Source organism: Rhodococcoides corynebacterioides NBRC 14404 (assembly GCF_001894765.1).
GTDB lineage: Bacteria > Actinomycetota > Actinomycetes > Mycobacteriales > Mycobacteriaceae > Rhodococcoides > Rhodococcoides corynebacterioides.
On sequence record NZ_BCWV01000005.1, the window covers coordinates 166,515 to 187,019 of the forward strand.

Below are 20,505 nucleotides of genomic sequence, written 5' to 3' on the forward strand. Positions count from 1 at the left end.
GTCAGCTCTTGGCTGCGTCGAGCTGCTCGCGGGTGGCGTCCAACAGCTCGCCCCACGCGGACTCGAACTTCTCGACGCCCTCGTTCTCGAGAACGAGGAAGACGTCGGTCAGATCGACGCCGAGCGCGGCGAGTCGGTCGAAGACGGCCTGCGAGTCCGGTCCGGTGCCGGTGACGGTGTCCCCGGTGATCTCGCCGTGGTCCGCCACGGCGTCCATGGTCTTCTCCGGCATGGTGTTGACCGTGTTGGGTGCGACGAGCTCGGTCACGTACAGCGTGTCGGGAAGCGACGGGTCCTTCACGCCGGTGGAGGCCCAGAGGGGCCGCTGGGGCCGGGCGCCCTGGTCGAGCATGCTCTGGAAGCGCGCGCCGACCTCGAACACCTGCTGGTAGGCGCTGTAGGCGAGGCGAGCGTTGGCCAGCGCGGCCTTGCCCTTGAGCTCCGTCGCCTCGGGGGTACCGATGGCGTCGAGACGCTTGTCCACCTCGGTGTCCACGCGGGAGACGAAGAACGACGCCACCGAGTGGATCGAGTCGAGGTCGTGCCCGGCCGCCGCGGCGGCCTCGAGGCCCTCGAGGTAGGCGTTCATGACCGCCTCGTAGCGCTCGACGGAGAAGATCAGCGTGACGTTGACGCTGATGCCTTCACCGATCACCTTGGCGATGGCCGGGATGCCGGCCTCCGTGGCGGGGATCTTGATGAGCAGGTTCGGCCGGTCGACGATCTTCCACAACTCGATCGCCTGCGCGACGGTCTTGTCGGTGTCGTGCGCGATCCGCGGGTCGACCTCGATGGAGACGCGGCCGTCGACCCCTGCCGTCGCCTCGTACACCGGGGCGAAGACGTCGCACGCGTTGCGCACGTCGTCGGTGGTGACGGTGCGGATGACGGTGTCGACGTCGGCACCCTGCGCGGCGAGCTGGTTCACCTGCTCGTCGTAGGTGTTCCCGGCGCTCAGTGCGGCCTGGAAGATCGACGGGTTGGTGGTGACACCCACGACCGACCTGGTGTCGATCAGGTCCTTCAGGTTGCCGGACTCGATGCGGGTGCGGGAGAGGTCGTCGAGCCAGACGGACACACCGGCGGCGGAGAGCTGCTCGAGATTCGTGTTCTGTGTCATGGGTGTCTATCCCTTCACGGATGCGATGGAACGCTGCGCGGCGGCCACGACGGCGTCGGCGGTGAAGCCGTACTCGCGGAACAGCGTGGCGGCGTCGGCGGATTCCCCGAAGTGCTCGAGGGAGATGATCTCGCCGTGGCCGCCGACGACGCGGTACCACGGCATCGCGATGCCGGCCTCGATCGAGACCCGTGCCGTGACGGTGGGCGGCAGCACCTGGTCGCGGTAGTTCTGGTCCTGGCTGTAGAACCACTCGACACAGGGCATCGAGACGACGCGGGCGGCGATGCCCTGGGCCTCGAGGGTCTTCTGCGCCTCGACGGCGTACTGGACCTCGGACCCGGTGCCGATCAGCACCACGTCGGGGGCGGCCTTGGAGGACTCGACCAGGACGTACCCGCCCTTGGACACGCCCTCGTAGTCGGTGCCCTCGAGAACGGGCACGCCCTGGCGGGTGAGGGCGAGTCCGACCGGGCCGCTGCTGGACGACCGCGCGAGCACGGCGCGCCAGGCGTGAGCGGTCTCGTTGGCGTCGGCGGGGCGCACGACGGACAGGTTCGGAATCGCGCGCAGCGCGGCGAGATGCTCGACCGGCTGGTGCGTCGGCCCGTCCTCACCCAGGCCCACCGAATCGTGGGTCCAGACGTAGATCGGATCGATGTCCATCAGCGAGGCGAGCCGCACGGCGGGGCGCATGTAGTCGCTGAACTGCATGAACGTGCCGCCGTAGGCGCGGGTCGGGCCGTGCATGACGATGCCCGAGAGGATCGCGCCCATCGCGTGCTCACGGATGCCGAAGTGCAGCGTGCGGCCGTAGGGCTCGGCGTCCCAGTCGTCGGTGGAGATCGAGGTGGGGCCGAAGGACTTCGCGCCCTCGATGGTGGTGTTGTTGCTGCCCGCGAGGTCGGCCGAGCCGCCCCACAGCTCGGGCAGGACGGGGCCGACGGCACCGAGGACCTTGCCCGACGCCGCGCGGGTCGCGACGGCCTTGCTGCCGGGCTCCCAGGTGGGGAGCACGTCGGTCCACCCCTCCGGGAGCGTGCCCTCGGTCAGTCGGTCGAGCAGGACGCGCCGGTCGGGCTCGCGCTCGCTCCAGGCGTCGAAGTCCTTGCTCCAGGCCTCGTGCGCCGCGCGGCCGCGCTGCAGCAGGCCCCGGGTGTGGGCGATGACCTCGTCGGAGACCTCGAACGTCGTGTCGGGATCGAAGTTCAGCGCCTTCTTCACCGCGGCGACCTCCTCGTCGCCGAGGGCGGCACCGTGGACGGCGCCGGTGTTCATCATGGTGGGCGCCGGGAAGCCGATGATGGTACGCAGCACGATGATCGACGGCTTGTCGGTGACGGCCTTGGCCGCCTCGATCGCCTCCTCGATGGCCGTGACGTTCTCGCCGCCCTCGACCACCTGGACGTGCCAGCCGTAGGCCTCGTACCGGGCGGCGGTGTCCTCGGACAGCGCGATGTCGGTGGAGTGCTCGATGGAGATCTTGTTGTCGTCGTAGAACAGGATCAGGTTGCCGAGCTGCTGCGTGCCGGCGAGCGAGGACGCCTCGCTGGTCACGCCCTCCTCGATGTCGCCGTCGGAGGCGACGACGTAGATGTAGTGGTCGAACGGGCTCTCGCCCCACGCGGGCTCGGGATCGAACAGGCCGCGCTCGCGGCGGGAGGCCATGGCCATGCCGACGGCGGACGCCAGACCCTGGCCCAGCGGCCCGGTGGTGATCTCGACTCCGGCAGTGTGGCGGAACTCCGGGTGGCCCGGAGTCTTCGACTTGAACGTCCGCAGCGCCTTCAGGTCCTCGAGCTCCAGGCCGAACCCACCCAGGTAGAGCTGGATGTACAGCGTCAGGCTCGAATGGCCGCAGGAGAGCACGAAGCGGTCGCGGCCGATCCAGGTGGTGTCGTTCGGATCGTGGCGCATGGTGCGCTGGAACAGCGTGTACGCCAGGGGAGCGAGACTCATGGCGGTACCGGGGTGGCCGTTGCCCACCTTCTGGACGGCGTCGGCGGCGAGGACGCGCACGGTGTCCACGGCGCGGGTGTCCAGGTCGGTCCAGTCGCTGGGGTGGTGCGCCCTGGTGAGGGCGGTGACGTCGTCTGTGATCGACACGAGCGAGGGTCTCCTGACACTGTCGGGGTGGGTGGCCAGTAGCAACGGCGCGAGCGGTGACCGCTCACACCCCGAGCCTAGTTCCCCGGGGTGGACGGCGCAGTCGTGGTACCCGCCGATTGGGGCGATGACACCGGCGGCGTCTACCATCGCCTGTAGTAGTGCCATCGGTCCGGTGGTGACGCGCGCGTGGATGTGGTTGGGAGAATTCGAGTGGCGATGCGGCAGAGCCCGAGTGGACACGGGTTCGCCGACAGTCCGCAGGTGAGCTCCCGGCCGGCGCCGACGTCGTTGCCCGGTCGACTGCTCGCGCGGGCTGCGGCGTACCTCGCTCTCACCAAGCCGCGCGTCATCGAACTCCTCCTCGTCGCGACCATCCCGACGATGCTGCTCGCGGATCGCGGCACCGTGGACCTGCCCCTCCTCTTCGCCACGCTCTTCGGCGGGTGGATGGGCGCGGCCAGCGCCAACACCCTCAACTGCGTCGTCGACGCCGACATCGACAAGGTCATGAAGCGCACCGCGCGTCGGCCGTTGGCCCGCGAGGCGGTCCCCACCCGCCATGCGCTGATCTTCGGTGTCGTCCTCGGCGCCGCGTCGTTCCTCTGGCTGTGGTGGGCCGCCAACCTGCTCGCGGGCTCGCTCGTGGTGGCGACGATCCTGTTCTACGTCTTCGTCTACACCAAGGGCCTCAAGCGCCGGACCTCGCAGAACGTCGTCTGGGGTGGGGCCGCCGGATGTATGCCCGCCCTCGTCGGCTGGTCCGCGGTCACCGGCACGGTGGGATGGCAGGCCGTGGTGCTCTTCCTGGTCATCTTCTTCTGGACGCCGCCGCACACGTGGGCGCTCGCGATGCGCTACAAGGACGACTACGAGGCCGCGGGCGTGCCCATGCTGCCGGTGGTCGCCACCGAGCAGGTCGTCACCCGCCAGATCGTGATCTACACCTGGCTCACCGTCGTCGCCACGCTGGCCCTCGTGCCCGCGGCCGGCGTGATCTACGCGGCGGTCGCCCTGGTGGCCGGCACGTGGTTCCTCGTCATGGCGCACCAGCTGTACTCCGGTGTGCGCAAGGGTCGGCCGGTCAAGCCACTGCGCCTGTTCCTGCAGTCGAACAACTACCTCGCCGTCGTGTTCCTCGGACTCGCGGTGGACGCCGTGATCGGCGGCGCCACCGTGAGCGAGATGCTCGGCTTCTAGCCCGTCACGGCTCCAGCACGATCGAGCCCGTGGTCCGACGCCCCTCGAGGTCCTCGTGGGCTCGCCGAACCTCCGCCAGCGGATACCGATTCCCCACGCGCACCGTCAGCGTGCCGTCCGCCAGTGCCTGCATGACGTTTCCGGCACGCCACTCCAGTTCGGCGCGGTCCCGGACGTGGTGGACCAGGGTGGGTCGCGTCAGGAACAGCGAGCCGCTGCGGTTGAGAACCTGCGGATCGACGGGCGGGACCGGTCCGCTGGCGGCGCCGAACAGTGCGACGGTGCCGCGTACTCGGGTGCTCGCGACGCTCGCGTCGAACGTGCTCCGACCGACGCCGTCGTAGGTCGCGGCCACACCCTCACCGCCGGTGAGGTCGCGCACGCGGGCGGCGACGTCCTCCTCGTACCGGAGGACGTGTGCGGCACCGGCTTCGCGGGAGAGGTCGGCCTTCTCGTCGGTCGAGACCGTCGTGATCGCCGTGGCCCCCTTGGCGACGACGAGCTGCGTGAGGATGAGCCCGACACCGCCCGCGCCGGCGTGGACGAGGACGGTGTCGCCGGGCTGCACGGGGTAGGTGGACTCGACGAGGTAGTGCGCCGTCATGCCCTGCAGCAGTACGGAGGCCGCCTGCGGGGCGTCCACTCCGTCCGGCACGCGGACCGCGACGGCGGCGGGCACGACGGCGAGTTCGGCGTAGCTGCCCGGCGCGGAGGCCCAGGCCACGCGATCGCCGACCGAGAAGTCCCCGCCGACCTGCTCGCCCACCGCTTCGACGACGCCGGTGCCCTCGTCGCCCGGGACGTAGGGCAGTTCCCGCGGGTAGGTCCCGGTACGGAAGTACGTGTCGATGTAGTTGATGCCGGCGGCGTCGACGCGGACGAGCAGATCGCCCGCTCCGGGCGTCGGATCGGGCACGTCGGTGAGGTCGAGGACGTCGGGTCCGCCGGTTCGGGTCACGAGGATGGCGCGCATGGGCGCAGTCTTCCATCGGCATCGGCCATCGGGTCGGATCCGGCGGAGGTTACCGGCCGGTAGCCTCCGGTCGAGGTCTTCCGACGATCGGCTATCGTCGCAGTCATGACCTCCGAGAGCCTCGAGAACGCGCCGAAGGGCGAGTCGCCGCAGAGCACGGAAACCGCCGCGCCGCCGTCGCGCCTCCGATCGTCGATCTCGTCCTTCGTGGACGCCCACGGCGGATCGGCCACGGCGGTGCTGCAGCCGCTCGGGCGCGCCGGGGTGCGGGTCACCCTGGTCGGCGCGGACGGCATTCTCGGCGATCGGGTGGCACCGGATCTCCGCACCGCCCACGACGTGGTGGACAGCCTCGACTCGGTCACCGTGGGCGAGTGGGATCGCGATCTCAGTTCGGTGGTGACCCCCCGCAAGGGGCACTTCGCCCAGATGGCCGGCTGGGTGGCCGGTCAGACGCGGTTCCCGAAGGCACGCAACGGCCTCTGAGCCTCGGCACCGGGAGCCTCTTCACGCTCGCGGCAGGCCGCCCACACGGCCGCCGTCGCGGCGGTGCACAGGGCGGCTCCTGCGACGTGCACGGCCACCAGGGCCGCCGGCACGTCGGTGAAGTACTGGACGATGCCCACCACGGACTGCGAGACGACGAGCGCCAGCAGGATGTGCAGTCGTCGCTTGAGCGGGGTGACCCCGGCGCGACCCACGGCGTACACGCCGAAGGTCAGGCCGACCAGCAGCGCGAGGTAGCCCACCAACAGTTCGGCGTGCAGGTGGACGAGGGTGACGATTTCCACCTCGAGGCGCGCGACATCGGCGTCCCCGGCGTGCGGTCCCGCGCCGGTGACCATCGTGCCCGCGATCAGGACACCGGACAGCACCGCCGCGGACAGGGCCGTGAGCCACCGCAACGGCGCGGGCACGGCGGCGACGGACACCGCGTCGTCCGGCTCGCCGATCTTGTGGAACAGCAGCGTGGCGAGCCACACCATGAGCATCGAGATGATCAGGTGGACGGCGACCGTCCACCACAGCAGGCCGGTGAGCACGGTGATGCCGCCGACGCCGGCCTGGAGCACGGTCCCGGCGGGCATGAGCCAGGCGTAGGCCACGATCTCGCGTCGCCGGCGCGCACGGGTGACGGCCAGGACGATCGCGGCCGCGGTGAGGACCACCAGGAACGTGAGCATGCGGTTGCCGAACTCGACGGCCTGGTGCAGAACCGGAACCTCGGACACTCCCACGGGAGTGAAGCTGCCGGGGAAGCACTGCGGCCACGTGGGGCACCCCAGACCGGAGCCCGTGACGCGGACGACGGCGCCGGTGACCGAGATGCCGCCCTGGGTCAGGATCACGAGGAACGCGATGATGCGCTGCGCGCGCACCGACGGGAGGGGAAGCCGGTCGACGAGGGAGAAGTAGGCGCGACGCACGGAACCGATGGTAGTCGCCGAGTCCTACACGCTGTCGTTGACGGCCCGGCGCGCGCGATCCCTGCCGGTCAGGTGAACGAGAACTTCCGGGTGGCCCACACACCGCAGACCGCGGCCCAGATCACCAGGACGAGGATGCCGGTCGAGTCGACATGGCCGACGACGGCTTGTTCGAGCGTCTCGGTCATCGCGCCGCTGGGAATGCAGCGGGCCAGCGTACGGACGATGCCGGGCAGGGCGTCCGTGGCGAAGACCACGCTGCCGACACCGAGCATGACGAACCAGGCGATGTTCGCGAGCGCGAGCACGATCTCCGCCCGCAGGGTGCCACCGAGCAGGAGTCCCATCGTGGCGAACGTCACGGTGCCGAGGGCGATGACGAGCGCCCCGATGCCGAGTCCGAGCAGAGTCGGTCGCCATCCCAGCGCCGCACCGATGACGCCGAGCACGATCGACTGCAGAATCACGACCACACCGACCGCCAGCGACTTGCCGGCGATGATGCCCCACGAGGGCAGAGCGGTGGCGCCGAGCCGTTTCAACGCGCCGTAACGCCGGTCGAACCCGACGGCGATCGCCTGACCGGTGAACGCCGTGGACATGACCGCGACGGTCATGACCGCGGGCACCACGGTGTCCACCCGAACCCCGCCGAGATCACCGAACGGCAGCAACGTCAGACCCACGAGCAGGGTCACCGGGATGAAGAGGGTGAGCAGCAGCTGCTCGCCGTTGCGGAGGAGCAACACCAGCTCGAGACGGGTCTGGGCGGCCAGCATCGACGCGCGGGGAGCGGGGCGCGGATCGGGGGCGAAGGTGCCGGGGGCGAAGCGCTCGGCACCGCTGCCGCCGGGCAGATCGGAGGACCCGGTGGGGCCCGACATCGTGGTCACTCGTCCGCCTTCGACTTCTGTGTCTTCGACTTCTGGTTCTTCAACTTCTCAGTTCCCGACCGGTCAGATCGAGAAAGACGTCCTCGAGGCTGCGTTGCTCGACCCGCAGGTCCGTCGCCAGCACGTTGATCCGCGCACACCACGAGGTGACCGTCGCGATGACCTGGGGATCGATCGTCCCCTCGAGCAGGTAGGAACCCGGTGCGGTCTCCTGCGGGTCGAAGCCCTCGGGCAACACGGTCTGCAGCAAGGTCAGGTCCAGACCCGGAGGCGCCGTGAAGCGCAGTTGTCCCTCGGCGCCGCGCCGGGTCAGTTCCGCGGGCGTTCCCGACGCCACGACCCGGCCGTGGTCGATGATCACCAGATCGTCCGCGAGGGTCTCGGCCTCGTCCATCAGGTGCGTCGTGAGGAGTACGGAGACGCCGTCGCGACGCAGGGCCCGGATCAGATCCCACACCAGCAGGCGAGCCTGCGCGTCGAGTCCGGCCGTCGGTTCGTCGAGGAACACCAGTTCCGGTCGGCCCACGAGGGCGCACGCGAGGGAGAGGCGTTGCTGCTGCCCACCGGAGAGTCGTCGATACGGAGTGCGCACCTGCTCCGTGAGGCCGAGCTGCGACATCAGCCAGGCCGGATCCAACGGGTCGGCGGAGTACGCGGCGACCAGATCGAGCATTTCGCCGGCCCTCGAGCCCGGGTAGGCGCCGCCGCCCTGCAGCATGACGCCGATGCGCGAACGCACCTCGTCCGATGCGCGCGTCGGGTCGAGCCCGAGCACGCTGACGCTGCCCTCGTCCGGCGCGAGGAAGCCCTCGCACATCTCCACGGTGGTGGTCTTGCCGGCCCCGTTGGGGCCGAGGAGGGCGAGGACGCGTCCGCGCCCCAACGTGAAGTCGAGACCGTCGACGGCCGTGGTGGAGCCGAACCGCTTGACGACGCCGGAGACGCACACCGCGGGCGACTCGGTGGTCGCGGCGGACGGAGTGGGTCGATCGGTCACGAGGGTCCAGCGTAGGCGTCGGTCCGCGGGGGAGGTGTTCCTGCCCCGTCCGGCGTCGCGATGCGTGCCCGCCAGGGCAGCGACGTCCGCGTCGCCGCGTACACGACGCCCAGGGTGACCACCGTCGCCAGCGCGGCCTGGACGATCACGAACGGCTGCACCTCGCCGCCGGTGGGCATGACGATGAGCGAGACGAACGCCGAGAACGCGATCACCGGAACTCGGAACGCCGGGCGCGTGGCCCATGCCGCGAGCGGGGTGACCGCCCAGAGCAGGTACCAGGGCTGCACGACCGGGAACAGGAGGACGAGTGCGCCGATGGAGACGCCGAGTCCGCCGATCGGGTGCAGGCGCCCGAGCAGTGTCGCGACCAGCATGCGGGCGATGACGACGGCGGCGACCGCGGACGCGATCGGTCGGGTGAGCGACAGCACGGCCGTCGTGTGGTCGCCGATGCCCAGGAGCACCCCGGCGCCACCCGTCGCGAGACCGAGCAGGGTGGGCAGGGACATCCAGCTGCGCACCGCGTTCGCCGTTCCCAGGGTGCCCAGCCACCCGAAGCCCAGGCCGCTGGCCAGACTGACCCCGACGATCACGACGAGCGCCACGACACCGAGCACGACCGCCGCGCGGACGACGTCGCGGAACCGTCCGCCCCGACGCCGGGCCAGGGCCATGCCCACGAAGCCCAGGGCGATCAACGACGGGATCTTCACCGTCGCCGACAGGGCGACGACGGCGGCGCCGGCGAGCAGGAGTGCCCGGCCGGTGCGGCGTCGTGTGACGTCGTCGAGAGCGTCGATGCCACGGAAGCACAGTTCGAGTCCGGCGAGCATGAGCCCGAGCATCAGCGCTTCGTTGTGGATGCCGGCCACCAGGTGGAAGAGCAGGAGCGGGTTGGCGGCGCCGAGCCACAGGGCGGCGACCGAGGACACACCGCACCGTGCCGCGAGGCGGGGGAGCGCCCACACGATCAGTGCCACCCCCACCAGCGCCACCGCGCGGTGCAGGAAGATTCCGGACACGATGTCGTCGCCCGTCAGCGCGGTGATGCCGCGGCCGATCCACAGGAAGAAGGGGCCGTAGGGCGCGGGGGTCTCCCGCCAGATGTTGGGCACCGTGCGCGTGAGGACGTGGTCGACGCCGAGGGCGGCCTGGGGACCGATCGCGTAGGGGTCGAGTCCGCGGGCCGTGATCTCGCTCTGTGCGAGGTACGAGTAGACGTCCTTGCTGAACATCGGGGGTGCGACGCACAGGGGGAGGATCCAGAGAGCCAGCGTCCGGTCGAGCTGGGATCGGGACAGTCGACGCGGCGAGGTCCCACGGCCGAAGGATCCGATGGCCAGCCGGCCCAGCAGGAGCCAGGCCACCACCACCAGGACGGTGCCGATCAGCGTGACGGTGAGGGCGGCCGGGAGGGCGCGGGCGAACAGGCCGAGGACGCGGACTCCCTGCACCGGGTTCTGCAGGACGGGTTGAGCTCCCGCCCCGAGTGCGCCGAGCGCCATCATGCCCGCGCCGACGGCTCCGAAGCGGCGGATGCGGGTGAGGTCTCGCACCTCGGCGGCATCGAGCGGGGGACGTTCGGGCTCGTTGTCGTGGAGGTAGGCCACTCGGTCCGTGCGGGAGGTCCCGTCCAGCCCGAGTGCTCGCCGCACGAACCGGCGTCCGTGATGCCGGGCGCGTCGGACCCGGGAGCGGTCGGCCGTCGCCTCGGCCGTCGCTCCGGCATCCTGTGCACCCACGGTTCGGAGCGTAGGCGACCGTGCCCCCGTCGCGGGCCCCGGCTCGGGCGCGTCTACCCAGGGTGCCCTTGCTGGAACCGCTCTCCCAATTCCGTCACACTGGTGTTGTGAAAACGACCGAACACCGATCCGCGAGTGGCGACGCGCCGCTCGAGACCGGCGTGTCGTCGGACGGCAGCACGCGGTCCGCGGTGGTCGACCTTCTCCTCGAGGAGGGGCCGATCAGCGCCTCCGAGGTGGCATCGCGCCTGGGTATCAGTGCTGCCGGTGTCCGTCGCCACCTCGACGCCCTCGTCGAGTCCGGCGCCGCCCGGGTGTCGTCGGCCGTCGGTCCCCGCAGCCGCGGCCGCGGTCGCCCGGCCAAGATGTTCGCCCTCACCTCGCACGGTCGGTCCCGCCTGGGCCACGCGTACGACGATCTGGCGGGGGCCGCGATGCGCGAGCTCCGCGAGATCGGCGGCGACGACGCCGTCCGCGCCTTCGCGAAACGCCGAATCCTGACCATCGTGCGCGATGTCACACCGGCCGACGGATCCGCCGACTCGACGGCCGAGACAGCCGACGCGATCGCTCGGGCGCTCAGCGGGGCCGGGTTCGCGGCCTCGACGCGTCCGGTCGGTGCCGGAGTGCAGATCTGCCAGCACCATTGCCCGGTCTCGCACGTGGCCGAGGAGTTCCCGGAACTCTGCGCAGCGGAACGCGAAGCGTTCGCCGACCTGCTGGGCACGCACGTCCAGCGCCTCGCGACCATCGCCAACGGCGATTGCGCCTGCACCACCCACGTACCGCTCGGCACGCCGACCGTCGGCCCCGACGCCCCCGACGGCGCCGACGGCAATAAGTCCGCGTCCGAGCGCGTTGCATCGGGTACCGACCTCGATCCAGCCACAGCCCAGCCCAGCCCCACCCGTGATCGCCTCCGGAAGGAGCCCGCATGACCGTCACACCCGACCAGGTGACCCCTACTCCGGCCCCGCTGACCCAGGACGAGACCATCGCGTCCCTGGGTAGCTACGGGTACGGCTGGGCCGATTCCGACGTCGCCGGCGCCGCTGCGAAGCGCGGCCTGAGCGAGGCCGTGGTGCGAGATATCTCGGCCAAGAAGAGCGAGCCGGAGTGGATGCTCGAGGCGCGCCTCAAGGCGCTGCGCACCTTCGACCGCAAGCCGATGCCGAACTGGGGTTCGGACCTCGACGGCATCGACTTCGACAACATCAAGTACTTCGTGCGTTCGTCCGAGAAGCAGGCGGCCACCTGGGACGATCTGCCCGCGGACATCAAGAACACCTACGACAGGCTCGGCATCCCCGAGGCGGAGAAGCAGCGCCTGGTCTCCGGTGTCGCGGCGCAGTACGAGTCGGAGGTCGTCTACCACTCGATCCGTGCGGACCTCGAGGAGCAGGGCGTCATCTTCCTCGACACCGACACCGGTCTTCGCGAGCACCCGGAGCTGTTCCAGGAGTACTTCGGTTCGGTCATCCCGGCCGGTGACAACAAGTTCTCCGCCCTGAACACGGCCGTGTGGTCCGGCGGATCGTTCATCTACGTCCCGCCGGGCGTCCACGTGGACATCCCGCTCCAGGCGTACTTCCGCATCAACACCGAGAACATGGGCCAGTTCGAGCGGACGCTCATCATCGTCGACGAGGGCGCCTACGTGCACTACGTCGAGGGTTGCACCGCGCCGATCTACAAGTCCGATTCGCTGCACTCGGCGGTCGTGGAGATCATCGTGAAGAAGGGCGGCCGCTGCCGCTACACGACCATCCAGAACTGGTCGAACAACGTCTACAACCTGGTGACCAAGCGCGCCAAGGCCGAGGCCGGCGCCACCATGGAGTGGATCGACGGCAACATCGGCTCCAAGGTCACCATGAAGTACCCGGCCGTGTGGATGACGGGCGAGCACGCCAAGGGCGAGGTGCTGTCCGTGGCGTTCGCCGGCGAGGGCCAGCACCAGGACACCGGCTCCAAGATGCTGCATCTCGCGCCGAACACGTCCTCGAACATCGTGAGCAAGTCCGTCGCCCGTGGCGGTGGCCGCACGTCGTACCGCGGTCTGATCCAGATCAACAAGGGCGCGCACGGGTCGAAGTCGACCGTCAAGTGCGACGCGCTGCTCGTCGACCAGATCAGCCGCAGCGACACCTACCCCTACGTCGACATCCGCGAGGACGACGTGACCATGGGCCACGAGGCCACCGTGTCGAAGGTGAGCGACGACCAGCTGTTCTACCTCATGAGCCGCGGTCTGACCGAGGACGAGGCCATGGCGATGGTGGTGCGCGGGTTCGTCGAGCCCATCGCCAAGGAGCTCCCCATGGAGTACGCCCTCGAGCTCAACCGCCTGATCGAACTGCAGATGGAGGGATCGGTCGGATGACCGTGCCGCAGACCGAAGACAAGCGCGCGATCGTCGCCAACAAGGGTGCGCAGTTCTCGTCGTACGACGTGAACGCGTTCGAGGTGCCGTCGGGTCGCGACGAGATCTGGCGCTTCACCCCGCTCCGGCGACTGCGTGGTCTCCACGACGGCTCCGCCGTGGCTACCGGCTCGGCCACGGTCACGGTGCCCGACGCTCCCGAGTCCGTGCGTGTCGAGACCGTCGGTCGTGACGACGCCCGTCTGGGCACCGCGGGTGTGCCGACGGACCGCGTCGCGGCCCAGGCCTACACGTCCTTCGTCGACGCCACCGTGGTCACCGTGGCGTCCGAGGCCGACCTCGACGAGCCGTTGACGATCACCGTCGAAGGGCCCGGGGTCGACGCTGTCGCGTTCGGCCACGTGCAGATCCGGGTCGAGGCCTTCGCCAAGGCCACCGTGGTGCTCGAGCAGCGCGGCAGCGGAACGTACGCGGAGAACGTCGAGTTCGTGGTCGCGGACAGCGCGCACCTCACCGTGGTGGCCCTGCAGGAGTGGAACGACGACGCCGTCCACGTCGCGTCCCATCACGTGAAGGTCGGCCGCGACGCCACCCTTCGCTACTTCTCGGTCAGCCTCGGCGGGGACCTCGTGCGGCTCACGCCGGTCGTGGAGTTCGACGGTCCCGGCGGCGACGCCGAACTGCTCGGCCTCTACTTCGCGGACGACGGCCAGCATCTCGAGCAGCGTCTGCTCGTCCACCACAGCGCCCCGCACTGCCGGTCCAACGTGGTCTACAAGGGCGCGCTGCAGGGCGATCCGTCCTCGGCGAAGCCGGACACCCACACTGTCTGGATCGGCGACGTCGTGATCGGCGCCGCGGCGGAGGGCACGGACACGTTCGAGCTCAACCGCAACCTCATCCTCACCGACGGAGCCCGGGCGGATTCCGTCCCGAACCTCGAGATCGAGACCGGTGAGATCGCCGGTGCCGGGCACGCGAGCGCCACCGGACGGTTCGACGACGAGCAGCTCTTCTATCTGCGTGCGCGAGGCATTCCCGAGGATCAGGCCCGCAGGTTGGTCGTGCGCGGGTTCTTCCACGAGATCATCGCCCGCATCCCCGTGGACTCGGTGCGAACCCGCTTGTCCGACGCGATCGAGGCCGAGCTCGCCCTCACCGGCGTCTGATCGCGGCCGCTCGCCCAGCATTCATTCACCCGTAGACGAAGGAAGTACATGTCCACCCTCGAAATCCGCGACCTGCACGTCGACGTCGCGCAGTCCGACGACGCGGCACAGCCGATCGAGATCCTCAAGGGCGTGAACCTCACGGTCTCGTCCGGCGAGACGCACGCCATCATGGGACCCAACGGTTCCGGCAAGTCCACGCTCTCCTATGCCATCGCCGGCCACCCCAAGTACCGGGTGACCTCGGGGACGATCACCCTCGACGGCGAGAACGTCCTGGAGATGTCGGTCGACGAGCGTGCCCGCGCCGGCCTGTTCCTGGCGATGCAGTACCCGGTCGAGGTGCCGGGTGTGTCGATGTCGAACTTCCTGCGCACCGCCGCCACCGCCGTCCGCGGCGAGGCACCGAAGCTCCGCCACTGGGTCAAGGAGGCCAAGGAGGCGATGACCGAGCTCGACATCGATCCGGCCTTCGCCGAGCGCAGTGTCAACGAAGGATTCTCCGGCGGCGAGAAGAAGCGTCACGAGATCCTCCAGCTCGGCCTGCTCGCACCGAAGATCGCCATCCTCGACGAGACCGACTCGGGTCTCGACGTCGACGCGCTGCGCGTCGTGTCCGAGGGCGTGAACCGGTACAAGGAGCGCCAGAACGGCGGCATCCTGCTGATCACGCACTACACGCGCATCCTGCGCTACATCACCCCGGAGTTCGTGCACGTCTTCGCGGGTGGCCGCATCGTCGAGTCGGGTGGGGCGGAACTCGCCGACGAGCTCGAGACCAACGGGTACGAGCGCTTCACGAAGTCCGCCGCGACCGCATGACCGCGTCCGTCGCCCTCGACGTCACCCGGGTGCGGGCGGACTTCCCGATCCTCGGACGAACGGTCCGCGACGGGAAGCCGTTGGTGTACCTCGATTCGGGGGCGACGTCGCAGCGGCCGACGCAGGTGCTCGACGCCGAGCGGCACTTCCTCACCACGTGCAACGCGGCGGTCCACCGCGGTGCGCATCAGTTGGCGGAGGAGGCCACCGACGCCTACGAGGGTGCCCGCGCGGCCATCGCGGCGTTCGTCGGTGCGGACGCCGACGAGGTGGTGTTCACCAAGAACGCCACCGAGGCACTCAATCTGGTGACCCACGTTCTCGCGGACGATCGCTTCGACCGGGCGCTCGGCCCGGGCGACGAGATCGTGATCACCGAACTCGAGCACCACGCGAACCTGGTGCCCTGGCAGGAACTCGCCCGGCGCACCGGCGCGACGCTGCGGTGGTACGGAGTGACCGACGACGGTCGCATCGACCTCGACTCGCTCGAGCTGTCGGACCGGACGAGGGTGGTCGCGTTCACGCACCAGTCCAACGTGACGGGTGCCGTCGCTCCGGTGGCCGACCTGGTGAGCCGGGCCCGCGCGGTCGGCGCGCTGGTCGTGCTCGACGCGTGCCAGTCGGTCCCGCACATGCCGTTCGACTTCCGGGCACTGGACGTCGACTATGCCGCGTTCTCCGGGCACAAGATGTTGGGTCCGTCGGGCGTCGGCGTCCTGGTGGCCCGGCGCGCACTGCTGGTCGCCATGCCCCCGTTCGTGACCGGTGGCTCGATGATCGAGACGGTGACCATGGAGGCCACCACGTACGCAGCGCCCCCGCAGCGCTTCGAGGCCGGTGTTCCCATGACCTCGCAGGTGGTCGGTCTCGGTGCTGCGGTCGACTACCTGACGGCACTCGGTATGGACGCCGTGGCCGCGCACGAACACGAGCTCACCGCCGCGACGCTGTCGATGCTGGCCGACCTCGACGGGGCCCGCGTGATCGGACCCACCGACACGGCGAACCGAGGCGGCGCCGTGTCCTTCGTGGTCGACGGGATCCACGCGCACGATCTGGGCCAGATCCTCGACGACGAGGGCGTCGCCGTGCGAGTCGGCCACCACTGCGCGTGGCCGCTGCATCGCCGGTTCGGCGTGGCCGCGACGGCTCGTGCGTCGTTCGCGGTGTACAACACACTCGCCGAGGTCGACGCCCTCGGCGCGGCGATCGTCCGTGCGCAGGAGTTCTTCGGGGTGCGGTCGTGAGAATGGACGCGATGTACCAGGAGGTCATCCTGGACCACTACAAGCATCCCCACGGCCGCGGACTCCGCGACCCGTTCGACGCCGAGGTGCACCACGTCAATCCGACGTGCGGTGACGAGGTGACCCTGCGGGTCCACGTGGTCGACGGCGCCGTCGCCGACGTCTCCTACGACGGTCAGGGGTGTTCGATCAGCCAGGCCGCCACATCGGTGCTCACCGACCAGGTCACCGGCTCGACGGTGACGGACGCCCTGCGGACGGTCGACGCGTTCGCCGAGATGATCGGCAGCCGCGGACGCGTCGAGGGCGACGAGGACGTCATCGGTGACGGCATCGCCTTCGCCGGTGTCGCGCAGTACCCCGCCCGCGTCAAGTGCGCTCTGCTCGGCTGGATGGCGTTCAAGGACGCCGTGGCGCAGTCCGTCGCCGGCAGCCCCGATCCCGTTCCCACCCCGCCGCAACCCACCGGAGGACAGTCATGACCGACACCAACGAGGCCCCCGCCGGCCCCGACAGCGCAGCGACCCCCGAGACGCCCGAGAACGCCGCGGTCATCGCCGATCTCGAGGAGGCGATGCGGGACGTCGTCGACCCCGAGCTCGGTATCAACGTGGTCGACCTGGGACTCGTCTACGGCATCGCGATCGACGACGACGCCGTGGTCACCCTGGACATGACGCTGACGTCGGCTGCATGCCCGCTGACCGACGTCATCGAGGATCAGAGCCGAAACGCGCTGGTGCGCAGCGGTCTGGCGGACGAGCTCAAGATCAACTGGGTCTGGATGCCGCCGTGGGGCCCCGACAAGATCACCGACGACGGCCGCGAGCAGCTCCGCGCGCTCGGCTTCACGGTGTGATCGAGCGTTCGTAGATGCGGTAGGTCCGCGTCGGGTCCACCGGGTAGGACGCCAGCACCGAGCGGAACCATCCGCCGTCCGATTGGACCGGCGCGGCCTCCACCGACCGGTAGCCCTGGTCGTGGATCCGCTCGAACAGTTCGAAGATCAGCAGAGCCGACACGCCGCGGTCCGGGCACGACGGGTCGACGAACATCATGTCCAGTCGAACGTGGTCGCGTCGGGCGCGACCGCCGGGTCCACGCCACCGCAGCAGAGTGTGCAGGTCGCGTACCAGGCCGAACCGGGAGCGGACGGCGCCGAGCGCGGCGCGGTTGACGTCGGGGAGACCCATGACGAAGCCGACCAACTCGCCGTCCAGTTCGGCGAACAGGACGATCTCCGGATCCATGATCGGTCGCATGGTGTCGGCCAACGCCCGCATCTCGTCGGAGTCGACGGGCGTGAAGCCCCAGAAGTCGGCGAACGCCGTGTTGTACAGCACGCGGACGCGCTCGATGTCCTCGTCGAACCTCGACGGGTCCATCGGCCGCACGGTGACGGAGGACCGCGCCTTCCATCGCTTGCCCATCTCGTACTTGCGGGCGAAGGTGGGCGTCTGGACCAAGGTGTGCGGATCCTCGCTGAAGAAGCTGTGGAACTCCTTCGCGCCGGCCAGCCCCCACGACTCGAGATGGTCCGCGTAGTACGGCGGATTGTGCGGCATGCCGACCAACGGCGGAATGTCGTTGCCGTGCACCAGAACTCCGGCACTCCACAGCATCGACGGGCTCAGCGGCCCGACGACCGTGGTGAGCGAGCGCGCACGCCCCCAGTCGGCGACGGCGTCGAGCAGTGCGTGCGAGACGGCCGGGTCGTCGATCGCCTCGAAGTACCCGAAGAAGACCGTCGATGCCCGGTATTGCCGATCGAAGACGTGGTCGTGGATCGCGGCGATCCGGCCGACGGCGCGACCGTCGCGGTACGCGAGAAACGCCCGCGTCGTGATGCGACTGCGCGTCCCCGCCGACGGTGACACGAGCACGTCGCCGACGTCGGCGGCGTCACCCGGGATCCAGTTCGGATCGTTCCGGTAGACCAGGAAGGGAACGCCGCGGAAGCGCGCCCAGTCACGCCGGGTGCGGACCGGCCGCACGTCCACGTCGGAGCGTCGCGTGACGGTGGTGGTCATGTCGTCCTCCTCGGGCCGAGGCCCCTGATCGTCGAGACCGTCGGTTCGTCGGGTTCGGTGGGGGTGCGGGCGGCCGTGATCACGCGGGCGAGCACGGATTCACCGGCCCACACGTACTGGCCGGGCCGGACGTCGACGGCCGACACGAGCGAGTCCGGCAGGAAGACGTCGCACTGCGAGCCGAACCGGATGAGTCCGTACTGCTCACCGCGGGCGAGCCGGTCACCGGGCCGGGTGTGGGCGACGATGCGGTCCACCCACAGATCGGCGATCTGCGTGACGTACACGACGGCCCCCGTGGCGTGCCGGAGGCCGATGGTGAGGCGCTCGTTGGTGAGCAGGTATTCACACTCCCGATCGAACGGACGTTGCCGCAGAACGAGATTCGCGGTCATCCGGGCCATCGACCGATTGAACGGGGCGGCGCCCCGGTGTTCGCGCACGGTCACCGTGCCCGCGATAGGGGCCCGGTTCCGGTGGACCGAGTGCTCGGTCATGTAGGTCCCGACCAACCACCCCGACACGCCGGGGTCGGGGCGGTCGGACGGATCGGCGTCGGCCGCGCCCACGTACTCGGTGAGCGTGATGGACCGCCGCTTCTTGATCGCGACGGGCACCTCGCCGTGCTCGACCCGTTTGACGTAGGTGACGTAGCCGTCCGCGGCGGCCACCACGGTGTCCTCGTCCTCCGGAGGAATGCGCGTGGGGTCGCGCAGGAAGGCGGCGCTGCGCCAGTACGAGTACCCGGCGACCACCGCCGCAGCGGCTGCTGCTGCCGCGGCCCGCGGCCGGGTCATGCCGTCCCGCCGTGATCGATGCGCTCGGCGAGGCCGACGAAGCGGTCGTAGAGCCGCGTCCCGAGCAGACGGTCGAGGAGCACGGCAGGGGCGCCGAGGGCGACCACGGCGACGTAGTAGACGAGCCCGAGGACGAACTGCACGAGGTCCCCGGTCCAGGTGCGGACGGCGTACCGACGCCCCGGCCGGACGAACACCGGTTGCGGCGGTACCCGACCGGAGGGTGGTGCGCGGTGCGGGTGGGGGCGCGTCGTCACGCCGAGACGAGGCCGGTACGTCGCCCGGTGACGTCACGGAACTCGATGTGAGCGAGATACTTCGTGAAGAGCGCCGTGTGGTCCCACCACGAGGTGTCCGTGCCGGCGGGCAACACCGACGGGGCGTTGGAGCGACGGATCAGATCGTTGACGTCCGAACCGAGCAGAGCCGCGGTCCGCGCGGGCGGGATGTGCTGGTTCACGCGCCGGACGAACTCGTCGAACGGCACCAGGTCGAGGCCCAGAATGTCGGCGAGCACCGCGTTGGAGTACGGCTCGGGATTGGACGGCACGAGGTAGGCGAGGGGGGAGTCGGCGAGCGCGTTGTCGGCCAGGACCTGCGTCAGCACGTCCACCGGTGCGTAGTTCATGCCCGGCCCGTCCCACAGCGCACCGACGCTGTTCCCCAGCTCGATGGCGCGCCAGAAGCTGTAGACGCGGCCCGGATCCTTGCCGACGGTGGTCGACCCGAGCACGTACGGGGACTCGCACAGCGTCACCGAGGCGAGCGCGTCGGCGTTCAGCCAGCGCAGCAGGCGGCCGTTGATCCACTTCATCTGGCAGTAACCCGAGTACCACCACGAGTCCGGACGCAGGAAGTCCTCCGGATTGCAGTAGAGGAAGGCGCCGATGGACCCCATGTAGGTGAGGTGCTTCCGGCGCGACTCCAGGGTGAACTGCACGACGCGCAACAGGGACTCGAACCAGTCGCGGCGCAGGTCGAGGTACGTGGCGTCGTAATCCGTGCTGCTGGCGGAGTTGAAGACCTGGTCCACCGTCTCCCGGAGATGGACGAAGGTGGCCTCGTCGAGTCCGAATCGGGTCCGGGTGGGCACCGCCTCGATCACGGTGATCTTGGACCGATCGATCTCCGTGATGTCGTAGCGGGCGACGGTCTCCTCGAACCGGTCGGCCGCGGGGACGTCCGCGCTTCCGCGGACGCCGGCGTAGACGGTGGTGACGTCGTCACGAGTCGACAGCTCCGCCACCAGGTGTGCACCGACGAATCCGTTGGCTCCGAACACGAGTGCGACCTCGTGCCGCGGCTCGGGCATGTCCGCCACGGCGTCGGCCGTGGCGGGGTCGAGAACCGGCCGCAGCAACGTGGCGTCGCCTGCGCTCAGTGCGGCGATGTCCGCGTACTTGCGTGGAAACAGCAGCGACGGCGCGTCCGCGGTCAGTGCCACGACCGGACTGACGAGATGGGCGTCGTTGGCGACGGTCGTGAACTCGTGCTCGAACATGTGTCTCTCTCCCCGACTGGTTCCCCGACAGCCGACCCGGCCGACGTCGACCACGTCGTTGCGTGGCATCAGGGACAAACTCTAAAGACGGG

20 protein-coding genes are annotated in these 20,505 nt (G+C 69.8%); 9 read left to right on the forward strand and 11 right to left on the reverse strand.

Annotated elements, in window-relative coordinates; translation table 11 throughout:
* Position 1: 1 nt before the first annotated feature.
* Positions 2 to 1,120 carry a transaldolase gene (gene tal, locus RC2_RS13290; protein ID WP_068153343.1) on the reverse strand — a complete coding sequence of 373 codons (1,119 nt, stop codon included), beginning with the start codon at positions 1,118 to 1,120 and terminating at the stop codon, positions 2 to 4.
* A 6-nt stretch (positions 1,121 to 1,126) separates the two neighbouring features.
* A complete protein-coding gene (gene tkt / locus RC2_RS13295) occupies positions 1,127 to 3,226 on the reverse strand; it encodes a transketolase (RefSeq protein ID WP_072681518.1) in 2,100 nt (699 codons plus the stop codon).
* A gap of 219 nt (positions 3,227 to 3,445) precedes the next feature.
* Here tkt and RC2_RS13300 point away from each other — a divergent pair, with 219 nt between their 5' ends.
* Positions 3,446 to 4,426 carry a heme o synthase gene (locus tag RC2_RS13300; RefSeq protein WP_068151986.1) on the forward strand — a complete coding sequence of 327 codons (981 nt, stop codon included), beginning with the start codon at positions 3,446 to 3,448 and terminating at the stop codon, positions 4,424 to 4,426.
* A 4-nt stretch (positions 4,427 to 4,430) separates the two neighbouring features.
* On the opposite strand, the gene RC2_RS13305 is transcribed toward RC2_RS13300, so the two are convergent.
* Positions 4,431 to 5,399, reverse strand: a complete 969-nt coding sequence (locus tag RC2_RS13305; protein ID WP_068151994.1) for a quinone oxidoreductase family protein — start codon at positions 5,397 to 5,399, stop codon at positions 4,431 to 4,433.
* 105 nt (positions 5,400 to 5,504) lie between these two features.
* On the opposite strand from RC2_RS13305, the gene RC2_RS13310 reads away from it, so the two are divergent.
* Entirely contained in the window at positions 5,505 to 5,885 is a 381-nt protein-coding gene (locus tag RC2_RS13310) for a hypothetical protein (protein ID WP_068151998.1), read from the forward strand.
* Here RC2_RS13310 and RC2_RS13315 read toward each other — a convergent pair.
* The 4 genes from RC2_RS13315 to mptB all read right to left on the reverse strand — a co-directional run bounded on the left by RC2_RS13315 (position 5,849) and on the right by mptB (position 10,461).
* Positions 5,849 to 6,826 carry a COX15/CtaA family protein gene (locus tag RC2_RS13315; RefSeq protein WP_068152001.1) on the reverse strand — a complete coding sequence of 326 codons (978 nt, stop codon included), beginning with the start codon at positions 6,824 to 6,826 and terminating at the stop codon, positions 5,849 to 5,851. The genes RC2_RS13310 and RC2_RS13315 overlap by 37 nt on opposite strands.
* A 68-nt stretch (positions 6,827 to 6,894) precedes the next feature.
* Complete coding sequence (locus RC2_RS13320; protein ID WP_068152048.1) at positions 6,895 to 7,710, reverse strand: ABC transporter permease; 816 nt, start codon at positions 7,708 to 7,710, stop codon at positions 6,895 to 6,897.
* A gap of 49 nt (positions 7,711 to 7,759) precedes the next feature.
* Positions 7,760 to 8,716: an ABC transporter ATP-binding protein gene (locus tag RC2_RS13325; RefSeq protein ID WP_068152004.1), complete on the reverse strand. Its 957-nt coding sequence runs from the start codon at positions 8,714 to 8,716 to the stop codon at positions 7,760 to 7,762.
* Positions 8,713 to 10,461 (reverse strand): polyprenol phosphomannose-dependent alpha 1,6 mannosyltransferase MptB, encoded by a 1,749-nt coding sequence (gene mptB / locus RC2_RS19070; RefSeq protein WP_072681520.1) that lies wholly within the window; start codon positions 10,459 to 10,461, stop codon positions 8,713 to 8,715. Before mptB ends, RC2_RS13325 begins: the two co-directional genes overlap by 4 nt.
* Positions 10,462 to 10,532: 71 nt before the next feature.
* Here mptB and RC2_RS13335 point away from each other — a divergent pair, with 71 nt between their 5' ends.
* From RC2_RS13335 to RC2_RS13365, 7 genes are read left to right on the forward strand one after another with little or no spacing between them, the layout of a single operon-like run.
* Entirely contained in the window at positions 10,533 to 11,399 is an 867-nt protein-coding gene (locus RC2_RS13335; protein WP_082895713.1) for a helix-turn-helix transcriptional regulator, read from the forward strand.
* Complete coding sequence (gene sufB, locus RC2_RS13340) at positions 11,396 to 12,844, forward strand: Fe-S cluster assembly protein SufB (protein ID WP_068152006.1); 1,449 nt, start codon at positions 11,396 to 11,398, stop codon at positions 12,842 to 12,844. Before RC2_RS13335 ends, sufB begins: the two co-directional genes overlap by 4 nt.
* Positions 12,841 to 14,013, forward strand: a complete 1,173-nt coding sequence (sufD, locus tag RC2_RS13345; RefSeq protein ID WP_068152009.1) for a Fe-S cluster assembly protein SufD — start codon at positions 12,841 to 12,843, stop codon at positions 14,011 to 14,013. The genes sufB and sufD overlap by 4 nt, the downstream gene beginning before the upstream one ends.
* Positions 14,014 to 14,061: 48 nt before the next feature.
* Positions 14,062 to 14,835 carry a Fe-S cluster assembly ATPase SufC gene (gene sufC / locus RC2_RS13350; RefSeq protein ID WP_068152011.1) on the forward strand — a complete coding sequence of 258 codons (774 nt, stop codon included), beginning with the start codon at positions 14,062 to 14,064 and terminating at the stop codon, positions 14,833 to 14,835.
* Entirely contained in the window at positions 14,832 to 16,085 is a 1,254-nt protein-coding gene (locus RC2_RS13355) for a cysteine desulfurase (RefSeq protein WP_068152013.1), read from the forward strand. Before sufC ends, RC2_RS13355 begins: the two co-directional genes overlap by 4 nt.
* A complete protein-coding gene (gene sufU, locus RC2_RS13360) occupies positions 16,082 to 16,567 on the forward strand; it encodes a Fe-S cluster assembly sulfur transfer protein SufU (protein WP_068152014.1) in 486 nt (161 codons plus the stop codon). Before RC2_RS13355 ends, sufU begins: the two co-directional genes overlap by 4 nt.
* Positions 16,564 to 16,944 carry a metal-sulfur cluster assembly factor gene (locus RC2_RS13365; protein ID WP_068152015.1) on the forward strand — a complete coding sequence of 127 codons (381 nt, stop codon included), beginning with the start codon at positions 16,564 to 16,566 and terminating at the stop codon, positions 16,942 to 16,944. The genes sufU and RC2_RS13365 overlap by 4 nt, the downstream gene beginning before the upstream one ends.
* On the opposite strand, the gene RC2_RS13370 is transcribed toward RC2_RS13365, so the two are convergent.
* From RC2_RS13370 to RC2_RS13385, 4 genes are read right to left on the reverse strand one after another with little or no spacing between them, the layout of a single operon-like run.
* A complete protein-coding gene (locus RC2_RS13370; RefSeq protein ID WP_068152017.1) occupies positions 16,934 to 18,115 on the reverse strand; it encodes a GNAT family N-acetyltransferase in 1,182 nt (393 codons plus the stop codon). The genes RC2_RS13365 and RC2_RS13370 overlap by 11 nt on opposite strands.
* Positions 18,112 to 18,912: a phosphatidylserine decarboxylase gene (locus RC2_RS13375; RefSeq protein WP_068152021.1), complete on the reverse strand. Its 801-nt coding sequence runs from the start codon at positions 18,910 to 18,912 to the stop codon at positions 18,112 to 18,114. The genes RC2_RS13370 and RC2_RS13375 overlap by 4 nt, the downstream gene beginning before the upstream one ends.
* The gene (locus RC2_RS13380) at positions 18,909 to 19,169 is read right to left on the reverse strand and encodes a hypothetical protein (protein ID WP_139277392.1); all 261 of its coding nucleotides are present in this window, start codon (positions 19,167 to 19,169) and stop codon (positions 18,909 to 18,911) included. Before RC2_RS13380 ends, RC2_RS13375 begins: the two co-directional genes overlap by 4 nt.
* On the reverse strand, positions 19,166 to 20,413 hold the full coding sequence (locus RC2_RS13385) for an SDR family oxidoreductase (RefSeq protein ID WP_068152025.1): 1,248 nt from the start codon (positions 20,411 to 20,413) through the stop codon (positions 19,166 to 19,168). Before RC2_RS13385 ends, RC2_RS13380 begins: the two co-directional genes overlap by 4 nt.
* Positions 20,414 to 20,505: the final 92 nt, after the last annotated feature.